Source organism: Lysobacter yangpyeongensis (assembly GCF_042655745.1).
Lineage (GTDB): Bacteria > Pseudomonadota > Gammaproteobacteria > Xanthomonadales > Xanthomonadaceae > Agrilutibacter > Agrilutibacter yangpyeongensis.
Map to the genome: position 1 here is coordinate 556,014 of NZ_JBHSNM010000002.1, position 15,815 is coordinate 571,828.

At 68.7% G+C, this 15,815-nt stretch carries 15 protein-coding genes and 1 tRNA gene; 13 read left to right on the forward strand and 3 right to left on the reverse strand.

The window, feature by feature from the left end:
• Positions 1-240 precede the first annotated feature (240 nt).
• From modA to ACFPN1_RS09400, 11 genes are all read left to right on the forward strand, one after another.
• Positions 241-1,011, forward strand: coding sequence for a molybdate ABC transporter substrate-binding protein (gene modA, locus ACFPN1_RS09350; RefSeq protein ID WP_386754623.1), 771 nt, complete (start codon positions 241-243; stop codon positions 1,009-1,011).
• Positions 1,011-1,736: a molybdate ABC transporter permease subunit gene (gene modB / locus ACFPN1_RS09355; RefSeq protein WP_386754624.1), complete on the forward strand. Its 726-nt coding sequence runs from the start codon at positions 1,011-1,013 to the stop codon at positions 1,734-1,736. Before modA ends, modB begins: the two co-directional genes overlap by 1 nt.
• Positions 1,723-2,397, forward strand: a complete 675-nt coding sequence (modC, locus tag ACFPN1_RS09360) for a molybdenum ABC transporter ATP-binding protein (RefSeq protein WP_386754625.1) — start codon at positions 1,723-1,725, stop codon at positions 2,395-2,397. Before modB ends, modC begins: the two co-directional genes overlap by 14 nt.
• A 217-nt stretch (positions 2,398-2,614) precedes the next feature.
• On the forward strand, positions 2,615-5,227 hold the full coding sequence (gene acnD / locus ACFPN1_RS09365) for a Fe/S-dependent 2-methylisocitrate dehydratase AcnD (protein ID WP_386754626.1): 2,613 nt from the start codon (positions 2,615-2,617) through the stop codon (positions 5,225-5,227).
• Positions 5,228-5,451: 224 nt separating this feature from the next.
• Positions 5,452-5,901: an SRPBCC family protein gene (locus ACFPN1_RS09370; protein ID WP_386754627.1), complete on the forward strand. Its 450-nt coding sequence runs from the start codon at positions 5,452-5,454 to the stop codon at positions 5,899-5,901.
• A 19-nt stretch (positions 5,902-5,920) separates the two neighbouring features.
• Complete coding sequence (locus ACFPN1_RS09375; RefSeq protein WP_386754628.1) at positions 5,921-6,367, forward strand: VOC family protein; 447 nt, start codon at positions 5,921-5,923, stop codon at positions 6,365-6,367.
• A 154-nt stretch (positions 6,368-6,521) separates the two neighbouring features.
• The gene (gene prpF, locus ACFPN1_RS09380; protein ID WP_386754629.1) at positions 6,522-7,709 is read left to right on the forward strand and encodes a 2-methylaconitate cis-trans isomerase PrpF; all 1,188 of its coding nucleotides are present in this window, start codon (positions 6,522-6,524) and stop codon (positions 7,707-7,709) included.
• A 133-nt stretch (positions 7,710-7,842) separates the two neighbouring features.
• A complete protein-coding gene (locus tag ACFPN1_RS09385; RefSeq protein WP_465262151.1) occupies positions 7,843-8,448 on the forward strand; it encodes a M15 family metallopeptidase in 606 nt (201 codons plus the stop codon).
• Between the two features lie 287 nt (positions 8,449-8,735).
• Positions 8,736-9,842 carry a DJ-1/PfpI family protein gene (locus ACFPN1_RS09390; RefSeq protein ID WP_386754631.1) on the forward strand — a complete coding sequence of 369 codons (1,107 nt, stop codon included), beginning with the start codon at positions 8,736-8,738 and terminating at the stop codon, positions 9,840-9,842.
• Positions 9,843-9,862: 20 nt separating this feature from the next.
• A complete protein-coding gene (locus tag ACFPN1_RS09395; protein WP_386754632.1) occupies positions 9,863-10,846 on the forward strand; it encodes a GlxA family transcriptional regulator in 984 nt (327 codons plus the stop codon).
• Positions 10,847-11,068: 222 nt separating this feature from the next.
• Entirely contained in the window at positions 11,069-11,548 is a 480-nt protein-coding gene (locus ACFPN1_RS09400) for a VOC family protein (protein WP_386754633.1), read from the forward strand.
• A gap of 54 nt (positions 11,549-11,602) precedes the next feature.
• Here the strand turns inward: ACFPN1_RS09400 and ACFPN1_RS09405 are convergent.
• Positions 11,603-11,678, reverse strand: a tRNA-Ile gene (locus ACFPN1_RS09405).
• 74 nt (positions 11,679-11,752) lie between these two features.
• Between ACFPN1_RS09405 and ACFPN1_RS09410 the strand changes: the two genes are divergently transcribed.
• Positions 11,753-12,208, forward strand: coding sequence for a cupin domain-containing protein (locus tag ACFPN1_RS09410; RefSeq protein WP_386754634.1), 456 nt, complete (start codon positions 11,753-11,755; stop codon positions 12,206-12,208).
• A 59-nt stretch (positions 12,209-12,267) separates the two neighbouring features.
• On the opposite strand, the gene rpoD is transcribed toward ACFPN1_RS09410, so the two are convergent.
• Together rpoD and dtd are read right to left on the reverse strand one after the other, a co-directional pair.
• Positions 12,268-14,130, reverse strand: a complete 1,863-nt coding sequence (gene rpoD, locus ACFPN1_RS09415; protein ID WP_386754635.1) for an RNA polymerase sigma factor RpoD — start codon at positions 14,128-14,130, stop codon at positions 12,268-12,270.
• A gap of 177 nt (positions 14,131-14,307) precedes the next feature.
• Positions 14,308-14,748, reverse strand: a complete 441-nt coding sequence (gene dtd, locus ACFPN1_RS09420) for a D-aminoacyl-tRNA deacylase (RefSeq protein WP_386754636.1) — start codon at positions 14,746-14,748, stop codon at positions 14,308-14,310.
• 133 nt (positions 14,749-14,881) lie between these two features.
• Between dtd and ACFPN1_RS09425 the strand changes: the two genes are divergently transcribed.
• The gene (locus ACFPN1_RS09425) at positions 14,882-15,811 is read left to right on the forward strand and encodes a lauroyl acyltransferase (RefSeq protein WP_386754637.1); all 930 of its coding nucleotides are present in this window, start codon (positions 14,882-14,884) and stop codon (positions 15,809-15,811) included.
• Positions 15,812-15,815: the final 4 nt, after the last annotated feature.

The window sequence follows — 15,815 nt, forward strand, 5'->3', positions numbered from 1 at the left end:
GATCGACAGCAAACAAACACCTGATTGTCCGCGGAACTCAAGGCGCAACGTCGAAATCGCCTGACTTCAGGAGCTCCAACCGCCCCCCAACGGCTCCGACCCGTGCATTCAGTAATTCCGGCTTCGCGTCTCCGTGCTGCAATCCCCGAACGCCGCAGCAGGAAGCACGCCGCTGCCCCCGCGATGGCCCCCGCCTGGACACTGCGTCAGAATCGCCGCACCTCTCCCACGGCGTTGCCCATGCGCGTCCTCCGCGCCTTACTCCTCGGCCTGCTGTTGTCGTGCGGCCCGCTGTACGCCGCGGGAAGCGCGACCGAAGCGCCCGTGCGCGTATTCGCCGCCGCCAGCCTGACCGATGCGCTCAACGACGCGGCCGCGCACTGGCGTCGCGCCGGGCATCCGCAGCCGAGCCTCGCGTTCGGCGCATCGTCCACGCTGGCCAAGCAGGTCGACGCCGGCGCGCCGGCGGACCTGTTCGCATCCGCCGACCGCCAGTGGATGGATTACCTCGCCCGGCGCGGCCGCATCGACAGTGCCACCCGCACCGACCTGCTCGGCAACACGCTGGTGCTCATCGCGCCCAGGAGCAAGCCGTTCACCGCGCGCATGCGACCGGACTTCCGCATCGCCGCGGCCTTCCACGGCAAGCTGTGCACCGGCGAACCCGATGTGGTCCCGGCGGGCATCTACGCGAAGCAGGCGCTGGAACAACTCGGCTGGTTGACGACACTGCAGGGCCGCCTCGTCGGCACCGACGACGTGCGCACCGCGCTCGCCTTCGTCGAACGCGGCGAATGCGGCGCCGGCATCGTCTACGCGACCGATGCGCGCATCAGCGGCGCGGTGGTGGTCGTGGCGCCGCTTCCCGCGCAGACGCATGCGCCGATCGTCTACCCGTTCGCGCTGACGAAGCACGCACGGCGCGAGGCGCGCGCGTTCCTGCGCTTCCTGCGCACGCCGCAGGCGGCGGCGATCTTCCGCCGCCACGGCTTCACGGTGCTGGTGCCCTGATGGCGACCTGGCTGTCGCCGGAGGAAACGCAGGCGCTGTGGCTCTCGGCCAGGGTCGCGCTATGCGCCACCGCGGTCTGTCTGCCGCCGGCGATCGCCCTCGCGTGGTGGCTGGAACGCCGCCGCTTTGCCGGCCGCTTCCTCGTCGATGCGCTGGTGCAGTTGCCGATGGTGTTGCCGCCGGTGGTGCCCGGCTATCTGCTGTTGTTGCTGCTGGGCACGCAGGGGCCGCTCGGGCGCTGGCTCGAAAACAGCTTCGGCCTCGTCGTCGCCTTCAACTGGAAGGGCGCCGTGCTCGCCTCGGCGGTGATGGCCTTCCCGCTGATGGTGCAGCCGATCCGCATCGCCTTCCGCCTGATCGACGCGCGCCTGGAACACGCCGCCGCAACGCTCGGCGCGCGCCCGTGGCGCGTGTTCGCCACGATCACGCTGCCGCTCGCCGCGCCCGGACTGATCGCCGGCTGCGTGCTGTGCTTCTCGCGCAGCCTGGGCGAATTCGGCGCGACCATGGCCTTCGTCGGCAACATCCCCGGCCAGACGCGCACGCTGCCGCTGGCGATCTATTCGCTGACCCATGTGCCCGATGGCGAAGCCGGTGCGATGCGCCTGGCACTGCTGTCGATCGCGCTGGCCGTCGCCGCGTTGCTCGCGAGCCACTGGATCAGCGCGCGCGCCGAGCGCCGGCTCGGTTTCGGCGACCACCGGGGCGCGCATGCTGAACTTTGAATTCGCCTACGCGCGCGGCGGTTTCCGTCTCGATGCGGCCGCGCGCATCGAAGGCGGCGTGACCGGCATCTTCGGTCCGTCCGGTTCGGGCAAGAGCACCTTGCTGCTGCTGATCGCCGGCCTGCTCAAGCCACAATCGGGCAGCCTGCACCTGGACGGCGACGTGCTGGTCGACCGCGCGCGGCGCATCTTCGTGCCGGCGTGGCAGCGCCATTTCGGCCTGATGTTCCAGGACGGCCAACTGTTCCCGCACCTGAGCGTGCGCGACAACCTGCTGTACGGTCACGCGCGGCTGGCGCCGTCGCGGCGCCTGTTCGATCTCGACACCGTGCTGCAGCTGCTGGAGATCGGCCATCTGCTCGAACGCCGCCCCGCGCTGCTGTCCGGCGGCGAACGCCAGCGCGTGGCCCTGGGCCGCGCGCTGCTGTATTCGCCGCGCCTGCTGTTGCTGGACGAACCGCTGTCCTCGCTGGACGAGCGCCTGAAGCAGCAGATCCTGCCGTTCCTCAAGCGGGTGAAGGACGAGACGCGGATCCCGATGCTGTATGTCAGCCATGCGCGCGCGGAGGTGGAGTTCCTGGCCGATCGCGTGCTGCTGATGGAGGGCGGGCAGCTGCGCCAGGAAGGTGCGCAGGTCGCCACCAAGAGCGTGAACGTGTAGCGCGGATGAGCGCAGCGCGCGCGACCAGACCCGCTTGGCAGCGTCGCTGGACGCGCCCGGCGCCTGCAGGCGCCACGGTGCCGGCCCTTGTTGGCGCCCCCGGGTGCGGCCTGCGGCCTTACCCGGGCTACGGCCCCCGCGCCGATTGCGGGATAATTGCCGCTTTCTCACGCTCGCAGCGGTTCCGCCGCGCGGCCCGCACCGCCCAGGCCCGATCATGAACACGAAGCACCGCAAGCCGCTCCCCGGCACCCAGCTCGATTACTTCGACGCGCGCGCCGCGGTGGATGCCCTGTCTCCCGGCGCCTGGGACACGCTGCCCTACACCTCGCGCGTGCATGCCGAGAACCTGGTGCGCCGCGCCGATCCGGCGATGCTGGACGCGTACCTCGCGCAGCTGATCGAACGCCGCCGCGACCTCGACTTCCCCTGGTTCCCGGCGCGCGTGGTCTGCCACGACATCCTCGGCCAGACCGCGCTGGTCGACCTCGCCGGCCTGCGCGATGCGATCGCCGACAAGGGCGGCGATCCCGCGCAGATCAATCCGGTGGTGCCGACACAGCTGATCGTCGACCACTCGCTCGCGGTGGAAGCGCCGGGTTTCGATCGCGATGCGTTCGCGCGCAACCGTGCGATCGAGGATCGCCGCAACGAGGACCGCTTCCACTTCATCGAGTGGACGAAGAAGGCATTCCGCAACGTCGACGTGATCCCGCCGGGCAACGGGATCATGCACCAGATCAACCTGGAGAAGATGTCGCCGGTCGTCCACAACGACCACGGCATCGCCTATCCCGACACCTGCGTCGGCACCGACAGCCACACGCCGCACGTCGATGCGCTGGGCGTGATCGCAGTCGGCGTGGGCGGCCTGGAAGCCGAAAGCGTGATGCTCGGCCGCGCCTCATGGATGCGCCTGCCCGACATCATCGGCGTCGAACTCACCGGCAAGCCCGCACCGGGCATCACCGCCACCGACATCGTGCTCGCGCTGACCGAGTTCCTGCGCCAGGCCAAGGTCGTCGGCGCGTACCTGGAATTCCGCGGCGAAGGCGCGGCCGCACTGACGCTGGGCGATCGCGCGACGATCTCCAACATGGCGCCCGAATACGGCGCCACCGCGGCGATGTTCTTCATCGACGACAAGACCATCGACTACCTGCGCCTGACCGGCCGCGACGACGAACAGGTCCGGCTCGTCGAGCTCTACGCGAAGCACACCGGGCTGTGGGCCGACGCGCTCAAGCACGCGCAGTACGAACGCACGCTGACCTTCGACCTGTCGACGGTCGTCCGCAACATGGCCGGTCCGTCCAACCCGCACAAGCGCCTGCCGACCTCCGCACTTGCCGAGCGCGGCATTGCCGGCAATCTCGACGCCGCGCGCACGCAGGAAGCCGCGGGCCTGATGCCCGACGGCGCGGTGATCATCGCCGCGATCACCAGCTGCACCAACACCAGCAACCCGCGCAACGTGATCGCCGCCGGCCTGCTCGCACGCAATGCCAACGCACGCGGGCTGACGCGCAAGCCGTGGGTGAAGACCTCGCTCGCGCCCGGCTCCAAGGCCGTGCAGCTGTACCTGGAAGAAGCGAAGCTGCTGCCGGAACTGGAACAGCTCGGCTTCGGCATCGTCGGTTTCGCCTGCACCACCTGCAACGGCATGAGTGGCGCGCTGGATCCGCAGATCCAGCAGGAAGTGATCGAGCGCGACCTGTACGCCACCGCGGTGCTCTCGGGCAACCGCAACTTCGACGGCCGCATCCATCCGTACGCGAAGCAGGCCTTCCTCGCCTCGCCGCCGCTGGTGGTCGCCTACGCGATCGCCGGCACGGTGCGCTTCGACATCGAGAAGGACGCACTCGGCTATGACGCCGACGGCCGCGCGATCACGCTGAAGGACATCTGGCCCTCGGACGCGGAGATCGATGCGATCGTCGCGTCGAGTGTGAAGCCCGAGCATTTCCGCCAGGTGTACGAGCCGATGTTCAGAGTGCGCGTGGAGCACGGCGAGAAGGTGAGCCCGCTGTACGACTGGCGCCCGATGTCGACCTACATCCGCCGCCCGCCGTACTGGGAAGGCGCACTGGCCGGCGAACGCACGCTCAGCGGCATGCGTCCGCTCGCGGTGCTCGGCGACAACATCACCACCGACCATCTGTCGCCGTCGAACGCGATCCTGCTCGACAGCGCCGCCGGCGAATACCTGGCGAAGATGGGCCTGCCGGAAGAGGACTTCAATTCGTACGCGACGCATCGCGGCGACCACCTCACCGCGCAGCGCGCGACCTTCGCCAATCCGAAGCTGCTCAACGAAATGGTCCGCGACGAAGCGGGCAACGTGAAGCAGGGCTCGCTCGCGCGCATCGAGCCGGAGGGCGAGGTCACGCGCATGTGGGAAGCGATCGAGACCTACATGGACCGCGGCCAGCCGCTGATCATCATCGCCGGCGCCGACTACGGCCAGGGGTCCTCGCGCGACTGGGCGGCGAAGGGCGTGCGTCTGGCGGGCGTGGAGGCGATCGTGGCCGAGGGCTTCGAACGCATTCATCGCACCAACCTGATCGGCATGGGCGTGCTGCCGCTGGAATTCCTGCCCGGCACCGACCGCAAGACGCTTGGCATCGACGGTACCGAGACCTTCGACGTGAGCGGCGCGCGCACGCCGCGCGCGATGCTGACGCTGGTGATCCACCGCCGCAACGGCGAGCGCGTGGAAGTGCCGGTGCTGTGTCGCCTGGACACCGCCGAGGAGGTATCGATCTACGAGGCCGGCGGCGTGCTGCAACGTTTCGCCAATGATTTCCTGGAGTCGGCGCAGGCGGCATGACCGCATGGTCGGTGTAGGGCGGGTCTCGACCCGCCGCTCGTTTCCGGCACGGCGACGGCGGGTCGAGACCCGCCCTACGCGTGGTCCCGCCACCGGAGAGCGTGGCGAAGCGAAAGGTGGGCTGGAGCCCACCCTACGTCACCCACAACGGTGTCGAAAACTGCGCCCCCCGATCGTCGTGTTTCCGTAAGGCCCCTCCAACCATCCTGAACCAGGAGAACGACATGCCCGGAACCGTCACTCTGCACCGCGTGCTCAAGGCCCCCGCCGACCGCATCTACCGCGCCTTCCTCGATGCCGACGCGATGGCGAAATGGCTGCCGCCGCACGGCTTCACCGGCAAGGTCCACGCGATGGACGCGCGCGTCGGCGGCGGCTATCGCATGTCGTTCACCAACTTCGGCACCGGCAGCAGCCATTCCTTCGGCGGCACGTATCTGGAACTCGTGCCGAACGAGAAGCTCCGCTACAACGACCAGTTCGAAGACCCCAACCTGCCCGGCCAGATGGAAGTGACGGTGACGCTCAGGCCGGTGATGACCGGCACCGAGTTGCACGTCGTGCAGACGGGCATTCCCGACGCAATCCCGGTCGAGTTCTGTTATCTCGGCTGGCAGGAGTCGCTGGCGCTGCTCGCGCAGCTGGTCGAACCCAACATCCCCGATAACCCGTGATGGCCGGCAGGGACGCGTCATGACCGTCAAGCGCATGGACAACGTCGGCATCGTGGTGGAGGACCTCGATGCCGCCATCGCGTTCTTCCTTGAACTCGGCCTCGACCTCGAGGGCCGCATGCCCATCGAAGGGGAGTGGGCTGGCCGCATCACCGGACTGCGCGGCCAGCGCGTCGAGATCGCCATGATGCGCACCCCCGACGGCCACAGCCGCCTCGAGCTGTCGCGCTTCGACGCTCCCGCGATTGCCTCCGACCACCGCACGGCCCCGGTGAACGCGCTGGGATACCTGCGCGTCATGTTCGCCGTCGAGGACCTCGATGACACCCTCGCCCGCCTCCGGAAGCTCGGTGCATCCGTGGTCGATGAAGTCGTCGATTACGAAAACATCTACCGTCTCTGCTACATCCGTGGTCCCGAAGGCATCCTGATCGGGCTCGCCCAGGAGCTGCGCGCAGCCGATTGAACCTGGTGTCGGTGGCGCCGACAATTTCGCCTCGAGCCTCGGTCGCCTTGCGGGCCCTGCGAGGACCAGGCCATCGCACCGCGTCCCGTGGCCGCGCAACAGCAACTCCGTTGCCAGGCCCGGATGACGGCATGAACTCCAACAGAGCAGACCCATGACCCACGCCCCCCAACTCCGCATCCCCGCCACCTACATGCGTGGAGGCACCAGCAAGGGCGTGTTCTTCCGCCTCGAGGACCTGCCGCCCGCGGCGCAGGTGCCCGGCGCGGCGCGCGATGCGCTGCTGATGCGCGTGATCGGTTCGCCCGATCCCTACGGCAAGCACACCGATGGCATGGGCGGCGCGACTTCGAGCACGAGCAAATGCGTGATCATCTCGAAGTCGACGCAGCCGGACCACGACGTCGACTACCTCTACGGCCAGGTGTCCATCGACACCGCGTTCGTCGACTGGAGCGGCAACTGCGGCAACCTGTCCTCCGCCGTCGGTCCGTTCGCGATCGCCAACGGCCTGATCGATCCGGCGAAGATCCCGCACGACGGCAGCTGCACCGTGCGCATCTGGCAGGCGAACATCGGCAAGACCATCGTCGCGCACGTGCCGGTCAGCGCCGGCCAGGTGCAGGAGACCGGCGACTTCGAACTCGACGGCGTGACTTTCCCCGCCGCGGAAATCCAGCTGGAATTCCTCGATCCTTCCGACGAAGGCGAAGGCGGCGGCGCGATGTTCCCGACCGGCAATCTCGTCGATGATCTCGCAGTACCGGGCGTCGGCACGTTCAAGGCAACGCTGATCAACGCCGGCATTCCGACCATCTTCCTCAACGCCGCCGACCTGGGTTACACCGGCACCGAGCTGCAGGGCGCGATCAACGACGACAAGGCCGCGCTCGCGCGCTTCGAGACGATCCGCGCACACGGCGCGGTGCGCATGGGCCTGATCGCGAAGGTCGAGGACGCCGCCACGCGCCAGCACACGCCGAAGGTCGCCTTCGTCGCCCCGGCGCAGGACTACACCGCCTCCAGCGGCAAGCGCATCGCCGCCGGCGACATCGACCTGCATGTGCGCGCGCTGTCGATGGGCAAGCTGCACCACGCGATGATGGGCACCGCGGCGGTCGCGATCGGCACGGCGGCGTCGATTCCCGGCACGCTGGTGAACCTCGCCGCCGGCGGCGGTGAGCGCGAAGCGGTGCGCTTCGGCCATCCCTCCGGCACGTTGCGCGTCGGCGCGCAGGCGAAGCTCGTCGACGGCCAGTGGACCGTCACCAAGGCGATCATGAGCCGCAGCGCGCGCGTGCTGATGGAAGGCGCGGTGCGCGTGCCGGCCGATTCTTTCTGAGCCGGCGCGGATGAAGCCGCGCGGGCTCGTCGTGATTGCGGTTGCCGTGGCGCTGGCGGCCTGCGCTTCGACACCGGCGCCGATGACTGCATCCATGCCGTTGACCGCTGCGGATACTCCGGACGCGGCCGGCATGGTCGACATCCGCAGCCTGGTACCCGACATCGACCTGCAGATGCGCTACGCCGGCAGCGACAACTTCACCGGTACGCGCGTGGACGGTTACGAAGCAGCGCGCTGTTTCCTGCAGGTCCCGGCCGCACGTGCACTGGCACGTGCCGAGATGCAGCTGCGCGGCGAGCACATGCGCCTGCGCATCTACGACTGTTACCGGCCCGCGCGTGCGGTGCGGCATTTCGTCGCCTGGGCCCACGATCTCGCCGACCAGCGCACCAAGCCGCAGTACTACCCGAACCTGGACAAGCGCGCCCTGCTCGGCGACTACATCTCGCCCACTTCCGGCCACAGCCGCGGCGCCACCGCCGATCTCACGCTGCTGCAGTGCGACGCCGCCGGCGGCGAATGCAAGCCGCTCGACATGGGCACCGGCTTCGACTTCTTCGATCCGCTCGCGAACACCGATTCGCCGCAAGCCACCGTCGCGCAACGGCGCAACCGCGAGCGCCTGCGCGTGATCATGCAAGCCGCCGGCTTCCGCAACTATCCGCTGGAGTGGTGGCACTTCACCCTCGATCCGGAGCCGGAACCGAAGCGCTATTACGACTTCGTGATCCGCTGATCCGTTGCTGTTGCTGTCGTTGTTGCTGTCGTTGTTGCTGTCGTTGTTGCTGTCGTTGTTGCTGTCGTTGTTGCTGTCGTTGTTGCTGTCGTTGTTGCTGTCGCTGTTCCCTTCTCCCTCCGGGAGAAGGTGCCCCGCAGGGGCGGATGAGGGGCGGCGAAGCGGAATCGGCCCCAATGGCGCTGCTGGCCTCAGCCCGTACGCCCCTGGCAGGAAATGATCGATCACTGGCACAAGCGCCGCGAGCACTGACCGCACAGTGGACGCCCCACCACGTCCCTGCCGCCATGTCCGTCCTCAAAGCCCTGACCACCCTGGTGTTGTCGTTCGGCCTGATCTTCACCGCCACCGCGAGCACCACCGCCCCCACGCCGGACCACTTCGCCCCCTACGCCGCCCCGCACGGACGCGCCCGACCGGTCGTCGCCGTCGTCGGCCACAACGCCGGCACCGAGCTCACCGACTTCGTCATCCCCTACGCGGTGCTGCAGCGCTCCGGCGCCGTCGACGCGTTCACCGTCTCGCTGCAGCCCGGCGCGATGCAGATGCGGCCGGCGCTGCGCCTGCAGGCGGATACGGACGTGCGCGGCTTCGACGCGCGCTTCCCCGACGGCGCCGACTACGTCGTCGTTCCCGCCGTCGTGCGCCGCGACGATGCGCAACTGCTGGCCTGGATCCGCGCACAACACGCGAAGGGCGCGACGATCGTCAGCATCTGCGACGGCGCGCTGGTGGTCGCGAACGCGGGCCTGCTCGCGGGCCATCGCGCCACCGCGCACTGGGCCACCGAGTCGCACCGCCGCGAGCACTACCCGCAGACGACGTGGGTGGCCAACACGCGCTACGTCGTCGACGGACGGCTGGCGTCGAGCGCCGGCATCAGCGCCGCGATTCCCACCGCGCTGGCGCTGCTCGAATCCATCGCGGGCCACGACGCGGCGCTGCAGGTCGGCGCCGGCTTTGGCGTGCGCGACTGGAGCACGACGCACGACAGCGATGCGTTCAAGCCGGGCGCGGGCAACCTGTGGCCGCTGCTCAAGCTGAATGCGACCAACAAGTGGTTCCACCCGACGGAGCGCCTCGCGCTGCCGCTCACGCCGGGCATGGACGACGTCGCCCTGGCGCTGACCGCGGATGCCTTTTCGCGCACCGGCCGCAGCACCGCCTACGGCGTGGCGGCCACGCCGCAGGTGCGCGGCGGTTCCGGCCTGGTCTGGCTGCCCGACAGCGCGCAGCCGGCCGACACCAAGCATCGCATCGACGTGATCGCGACCGGCGCCGCCCTGCCGCTGTTCGACGCCGTGCTCGCCGCGGTCGAGCACCGCTACGGTCGCACCACCGCACGCGGCGTCGCGATCGACTTTGAGTACGCTTGGTCGCCCGCTGCCCGCTGATGCAGCGCCGGATGCCCGCCATGAAGCGCACGGTTGCCGTCACCACCTACGACCACATGAACCTGCTCGATCTGAGCGGTCCGCTGCAGGCCTTCGCCACCGCCAACCGCCTGCTCGACGCCGCGCACCGCTACGACGTGCGCGTCGTGTCGGTGCAAGGCGGCGCGATCACCACCGGCTGCGGACTGCGCATCGACACCGATGCAGTCGAGGTCTTGCGCGATCAGCGTATCGACACGCTGATGGTGCCCGGCGGCTGCGCGGGCACGCGCTTCGAGGCGCCGGCCGCGCTCGCGCACTGGGTCGCGCAGACCGCGCCTGCGGTGCGACGCGTCGCCTCGGTGTGCACCGGCGCCTTCGTACTCGCCGAAGCGGGACTGCTGGCCGGCCGCCGCGCCGCGACGCACTGGCACTGGGCCGAGCAGCTCGGCGAACGCTTCCCGTCGGTGCACGTCGATGCCGACCGCATCTTCGTGCGCGACGGCGCGATCTGGACCTCGGCCGGCGTCAGCGCGGGCATCGACCTCACCCTCGCGCTGATCGAGGAAGACCACGGCCACCGCGTCGCCATCGAGACCGCGCGCGAACTGGTCGTGTTCGTGAAGCGCGCCGGCGGGCAATCGCAATTCAGCGTGCCGCTGAAGGCACAGGCGAGCAGCGATGCGCGCTTCGCCGATCTCCACGCCTGGATGGCCGCGAACCTGCGCGGCGACCTGCGCGTGGAAGTGCTCGCCGAGCGCGCCGGGATGAGTGCGCGCAACTTCGCGCGCCTGTACGCGGCCCACGTCGGCCGCACGCCGGCGAAGACGGTCGATGCGATGCGCCTGGAAGCCGCGTGCCGCGCGCTCGAGGAAACCGCGCTGCCGCTGAAGTCCGTGGCCGCGCTGGCCGGTTACGCCGACGAGCAGGCGCTGCGGCGTGCATTCCAGCGTCGTCTCGGCGTGGGGCCCAGCGACTATCGCGCGCGTTTTTCGCGCCACGCGCTGGACGAACGCGCCGCGTAGGGGACTCGAGCCCACCCTGCGTGCGTGGGCTGGTTCACGACACCTGCTCCCCGAATCTCCCGCACTGCACACGGCGGCCGCAACGTGTCCGATAGGCTGTATCCGCGCCACGGCGCCGCACGCGAGCCGTGCACGACATCCGTGGCATGCTGCGCGTCGGCGCATCTGCGTCGGGCGCACGCCGGCGACGCCCGCACCCGCTTCCGGACAAGGGAGAACACGATGGTCAGCAAGAACACGATTTGCCTGTGGTACGACGGCACCGCACTGGAAGCCGCGACGTTCTACGCCGCCACGTTTCCGGACAGTTCGGTCGATGCGGTGCATCGCGCGCCAGGCGATTACCCCTCCGGCAAGGAAGGCGACGTGCTGACGGTCGAGTTCACGGTGATGGGCATTCCCTGCCTGGGACTCAACGGTGGGCCGATGTTCCGGCACAGCGAGGCCTTTTCCTTCCAGGTCGCCACCGACGACCAGGCCGAAACCGATCGCCTGTGGAACGCGATCGTCGGTAACGGCGGCGAGGAAAGCGCCTGCGGCTGGTGCAAGGACAAGTGGGGCCTGTCGTGGCAGATCACGCCCCGCGCACTCACGGCGGCGATCACCGATCCCGACCGCGCCGCGGCGAAGCGCGCATTCGAAGCGATGATGCAGATGGGCAAGATCGACATCGCCGCGATCGAAGCCGCGCGGCGCGGCTGAGACAGGCGCGGATCGCGATCGTCATCACGACGACGAAGCCTGCGCTACACGATGTGGTGGGCCCACCAGGACTCGAACCTGGAACCAAAGGATTATGAGTCCTCTGCTCTAACCATTGAGCTATAGGCCCGTGCGCGTCGGGAATTATGCCTGCCATCGCACGCCCATCCTAGAATGGAGCCGGCTTGCCGCCCCGAGGAACGCATGAAGAAGATCGACGCCGCGACGCTCCCCTCGCGCACCGGCACCGGCTATCCGCCGCCCTACGACGCGCCCTGCGCGCAACGCATCCGCACCGCGCTAGGCGACGCCGCCGGGCTGACCCAGTTTGGCGTGAACCTGCTGCGTCTGCCGCCGGGAACCTGGTCGAGCCAGCGCCATTGGCACTCGGCCGAGGACGAGTTCGTGCACGTGCTGGAAGGCGAAGTGGTGCTGGTGACGGACGACGGCGAAGAAGTACTGCGCGCAGGTGATTCCGCCGGGTTCCGCGCCGGCGATGCCAACGGACATCACCTGCAGAACCGATCCGAGCACGACGCCGTGCTGCTCGAAGTGGGCAGTCGGCGCCGGGACACCGATGCGTGCACCTATCCGGACATCGACCTCAAGCTGGAGGCGGGTGAGCGCTCGTACCGTCGCCGGGACGGGACGCCTTACTGAGGAACAAAAAAAGAGCCGGCCATGGGCCGGCTCTTCGGTTTCGGTACGGCGCGGCGACGTCAGTCGATGTCGAGGAACGAACGCAGCTGTTCCGAACGGCTCGGGTGACGCAGCTTGCGCAGCGCCTTGGCCTCGATCTGGCGGATGCGCTCGCGGGTGACGTCGAACTGCTTGCCGACCTCTTCCAGGGTGTGGTCGGTGTTCATGTCGATGCCGAAGCGCATGCGCAGCACCTTGGCTTCCCGCGGGGTCAGGCCGGCGAGCACGTCGCGCACGGTTTCCGAGAGGTTGATGTTGGTCGTCGCATCCACCGGGGACTCCACGTTGGTGTCCTCGATGAAGTCGCCCAGGTGCGAATCCTCGTCGTCGCCGATCGGCGTTTCCATGGAGATCGGTTCCTTCGCGATCTTCATGACCTTGCGGATCTTGTCTTCCGGCATGTCCATTTCCTTGGCCAGCTCCTCCGGCGTGGCCTCGCGGCCGTACTGCTGGAGCATCTGGCGGGAAATGCGGTTGAGCTTGTTGATCGTCTCGATCATGTGCACCGGGATGCGGATGGTGCGCGCCTGGTCGGCGATCGAACGGGTGATCGCCTGGCGGATCCACCAGGTCGCATAGGTCGAGAACTTGTAGCCGCGGCGGTACTCGAACTTGTCGACCGCCTTCATCAGGCCGATGTTGCCTTCCTGGATCAGGTCGAGGAACTGCAGGCCGCGGTTGGTGTACTTCTTGGCGATCGAGATCACCAGGCGCAGGTTGGCCTCGACCATTTCCTTCTTGGCCTTGCGCGCCTTGGCTTCGCCGTAGGCCATCGCGCGGCTGATGTCCTTGAGGTCGGCCAGGGTCAGGAAATTGGCCTGTTCGATGGCGATGGTGGCTTCCTGCTCGGCGATGATCTGGTCCTTGACGTCGCGCAGGCCCGACGACCACTTCTGCTTGCGCTTGAGCACGTCGTCGACCCAGCCCAGGTTGGTCTGGTTGCCTTCCCAGGCACGGATGAAGTCCTTGCGCGGCATCTTGGCGACGCGGGTGGACAGGTCGAGGATGCGGCGCTCGTGATCCTTGACCCGGTTCTGCACGTCGCGCAGGTTCTTCACCAGCGTGTCGGTCAGACCCAGCGGCAGCTTGAGGGTGACGAAGACTTCCGCCATCTCCTCGCGCGCCTTGATCACGCTCTTGTGGCTCGGACCGTGCTTGGCATAGGCCTTTTCGAAGCGGCCCCACGCATCGGCGATCTTTTCCATGCGCGCGGCGACTTCGGCCGGATCCGGGCCGGTCGGGCCTTCGTCGGCGGCTTCGTCGTCGGCGACTTCGACGTCGTCGTCTTCGTCTTCCTCCTCGCTGACTTCGGCAGCGGCGACGGGCACCGGCACCGGCTCGGGTTCGGGCTCGGCGTCGAGGAAACCGACGACGATCTCGGCCAGGCGCTTCTTGCCGGTCTTGTGGATCTCGTAGTCGGCGAGGATCTGCTGGATGGTCGCCGGGAACGAGGCCAGCGCCGCCTGCATCTGGTTCAGGCCTTCCTCGATGCGCTTGGCGATGGCGATTTCGCCTTCGCGCGTCAGCAGTTCCACCGTGCCCATCTCGCGCATGTACATGCGCACCGGGTCGGTGGTGCGGCCGCCTTCGCCGTCCAGCGCGGTCAGCGCGGCGGCGGCTTCCTCGGCCGCGGTTTCGTCGACGTCGCGGCCACCCGGGCTCGCTTCGCCGGCGAGCAGCAGGGTTTCGGCATCCGGCGCGACTTCGTGCACCTCGATGCCCATGCCGTTGATCATGCCGATGATGTCTTCGATCTGCTCCGCATCGACGAGATCGTCGGGGAGGTGGTCGTTGACTTCGGCATAGGTCAGGTAGCCCTGCTCCAGGCCCTTGCTGATCAGCTGCTTGATATCGGACTGGGGCGCTGGACGTTCGTTGGCCATGGACTGGACACCGGGAGGGGTACTAAGGGAACCAAGCATTATACTGCGCGGCGGGGTGCTTGGCTTGCGGGATTGCTGGAGCGGACCGCGCCCGTGAGGTAGAGGCGCGCGGGTGGGACGGGGGTTCGCGGGTTGGCTGGTCGCTCCTGCGAAGGGGCGACGGGCCAAAGGCCCGCGTTACGCCTTGAGCAGGAAGGTCACCGGACCGTCGTTGACCAGGCTGACCACCATATGGGCACCGAAGCGCCCGGTTTCCACCCCCGGCGCGTGCTTTTGCCGGCACGTTGCCAGCAGCCGGTTGAACACGGGTTCAGCTGCCTCCGGCGCCGCGGCGGTCGAGAAGCCCGGCCGCATGCCGCTGCGGGTATCGGCCGCCAGGGTGAACTGGCTGACCAGGAGCAGGCCGCCGCCCGTGTCCGCGAGTCCCAGGTTCATGCGCCCCTGCGCGTCGGCGAAGACGCGGTAGCCGAGCAGGCGTTCGGCCATGCGCGCGACCTGTGCCTCGCCGTCGCCGGGCTCGACGCCGACCAGGGCCACCAGGCCGGGGCCGATCGCGCCCACGGTTTCATCGTCGACGGTGACGCGCGCTTCGGTGACGCGCTGGATCAGGGCAAGCATGGGAATCGGGAATCGGGAATCGGGAATCGGGAATCGGGAATCGGGAATCGGGAATCGGGAATCGGGAATCGGACAGAGCTTAAAGGCTGAGTCGCTCGGGGTGCCGCACGGGTGGCCGCTACACTCGCCGCCCATGGCCGACTTCATCGCCCGCCTTCTCCACGGCCTCGCCGCCCTGCTCACCCGCCTGCCCTGGCCCTGGCTGCTGCGGCTGGGCGACGCGCTCGCCGCCGTCATGCTGCGCCGGAACCTGCGCGAGGCGCGCGTCGCCCGCCGCAACCTCGAGCTCATCCACCCCGAGCTGTTGCCCGCGCAGCGCGAGGAATTGCAGCAGCGCATCGTGCGCACGACCGCGCGCCAGGCGATCGAGACGCTGCGGTTGTGGACGCGTCCGCACGAGGAAAACCTCGCGCTGATCCGCGAGCATCACGGCATCGAGCTGTTCGATGCAGCGATCGCGGCCGGGCGCGGCGTGATCGTCGCCGCGCCGCACTACGGCAACTGGGAGCTGCTCAACCAGTGGCTCGCCTCGCACACGCCGCTGGCGATCCTGTACGCGCCGCCGGAATCGGCGATTGGCGATGCCTTCCTGCGCCGCGTACGCGCCGACGATGCCCATGCACAGCGGGTGACCCAGGTGCGCGCGGAGGGACCGGGCGTGCGCCAGCTGTTCAAGCTGCTCAAGGACGGCGGGGTGGTCGGGGTCCTGCCCGATCAGCAACCCAAGCGCGGCGACGGCGAGTTCGCGCCGTTCTTCGGCGTGCCCGCGTTGACCATGACCCTGCTGGGCCGGCTCGCGCACCGCACCGGCGCCGCCGTCGTCTTCGCCTACTGCGAACGCATCGATGGCGGACGCGACGGGCGCCCGGCCTTCGCGCTGCACATCCAGCCCGCGCCGGCAGCGGTCGCCGATGCCGATCCGGTCGTCGCGGTGACGGCGCTCAACGAGGGGCTGGAACGCATCGCGCGCCGCGATCCGGCGCAGTACCAGTGGACCTACAAGCGCTACACGCTGCGCCCTTCCGGCAGCGGCTACGACAATCCGTATCGGGAGATCCGCTGAGATG

What these genes read in the sequence shown, in the direction of transcription:
- acnD (WP_386754626.1), top strand. Translation starts at nt 2,615, where the DNA reads ATGAACACGAAGCACCGCAAGCCGCTCCCCGGCACCCAGCTCGATTAC.
- ACFPN1_RS09395 (WP_386754632.1), top strand. Translation starts at nt 9,863, where the DNA reads ATGAAGCGCACGGTTGCCGTCACCACCTACGACCACATGAACCTGCTC.
- ACFPN1_RS09425 (WP_386754637.1), top strand. Translation starts at nt 14,882, where the DNA reads ATGGCCGACTTCATCGCCCGCCTTCTCCACGGCCTCGCCGCCCTGCTC.
- ACFPN1_RS09385 (WP_465262151.1), top strand. Translation starts at nt 7,843, where the DNA reads ATGGTCGACATCCGCAGCCTGGTACCCGACATCGACCTGCAGATGCGC.
- ACFPN1_RS09410 (WP_386754634.1), top strand. Translation starts at nt 11,753, where the DNA reads ATGAAGAAGATCGACGCCGCGACGCTCCCCTCGCGCACCGGCACCGGC.
- ACFPN1_RS09400 (WP_386754633.1), top strand. Translation starts at nt 11,069, where the DNA reads ATGGTCAGCAAGAACACGATTTGCCTGTGGTACGACGGCACCGCACTG.
- modC (WP_386754625.1), top strand. Translation starts at nt 1,723, where the DNA reads ATGCTGAACTTTGAATTCGCCTACGCGCGCGGCGGTTTCCGTCTCGAT.
- ACFPN1_RS09375 (WP_386754628.1), top strand. Translation starts at nt 5,921, where the DNA reads ATGACCGTCAAGCGCATGGACAACGTCGGCATCGTGGTGGAGGACCTC.
- rpoD (WP_386754635.1), bottom strand. Translation starts at nt 14,130, where the DNA reads ATGGCCAACGAACGTCCAGCGCCCCAGTCCGATATCAAGCAGCTGATC.
- ACFPN1_RS09370 (WP_386754627.1), top strand. Translation starts at nt 5,452, where the DNA reads ATGCCCGGAACCGTCACTCTGCACCGCGTGCTCAAGGCCCCCGCCGAC.
- modB (WP_386754624.1), top strand. Translation starts at nt 1,011, where the DNA reads ATGGCGACCTGGCTGTCGCCGGAGGAAACGCAGGCGCTGTGGCTCTCG.
- ACFPN1_RS09390 (WP_386754631.1), top strand. Translation starts at nt 8,736, where the DNA reads ATGTCCGTCCTCAAAGCCCTGACCACCCTGGTGTTGTCGTTCGGCCTG.
- dtd (WP_386754636.1), bottom strand. Translation starts at nt 14,748, where the DNA reads ATGCTTGCCCTGATCCAGCGCGTCACCGAAGCGCGCGTCACCGTCGAC.
- prpF (WP_386754629.1), top strand. Translation starts at nt 6,522, where the DNA reads ATGACCCACGCCCCCCAACTCCGCATCCCCGCCACCTACATGCGTGGA.
- modA (WP_386754623.1), top strand. Translation starts at nt 241, where the DNA reads ATGCGCGTCCTCCGCGCCTTACTCCTCGGCCTGCTGTTGTCGTGCGGC.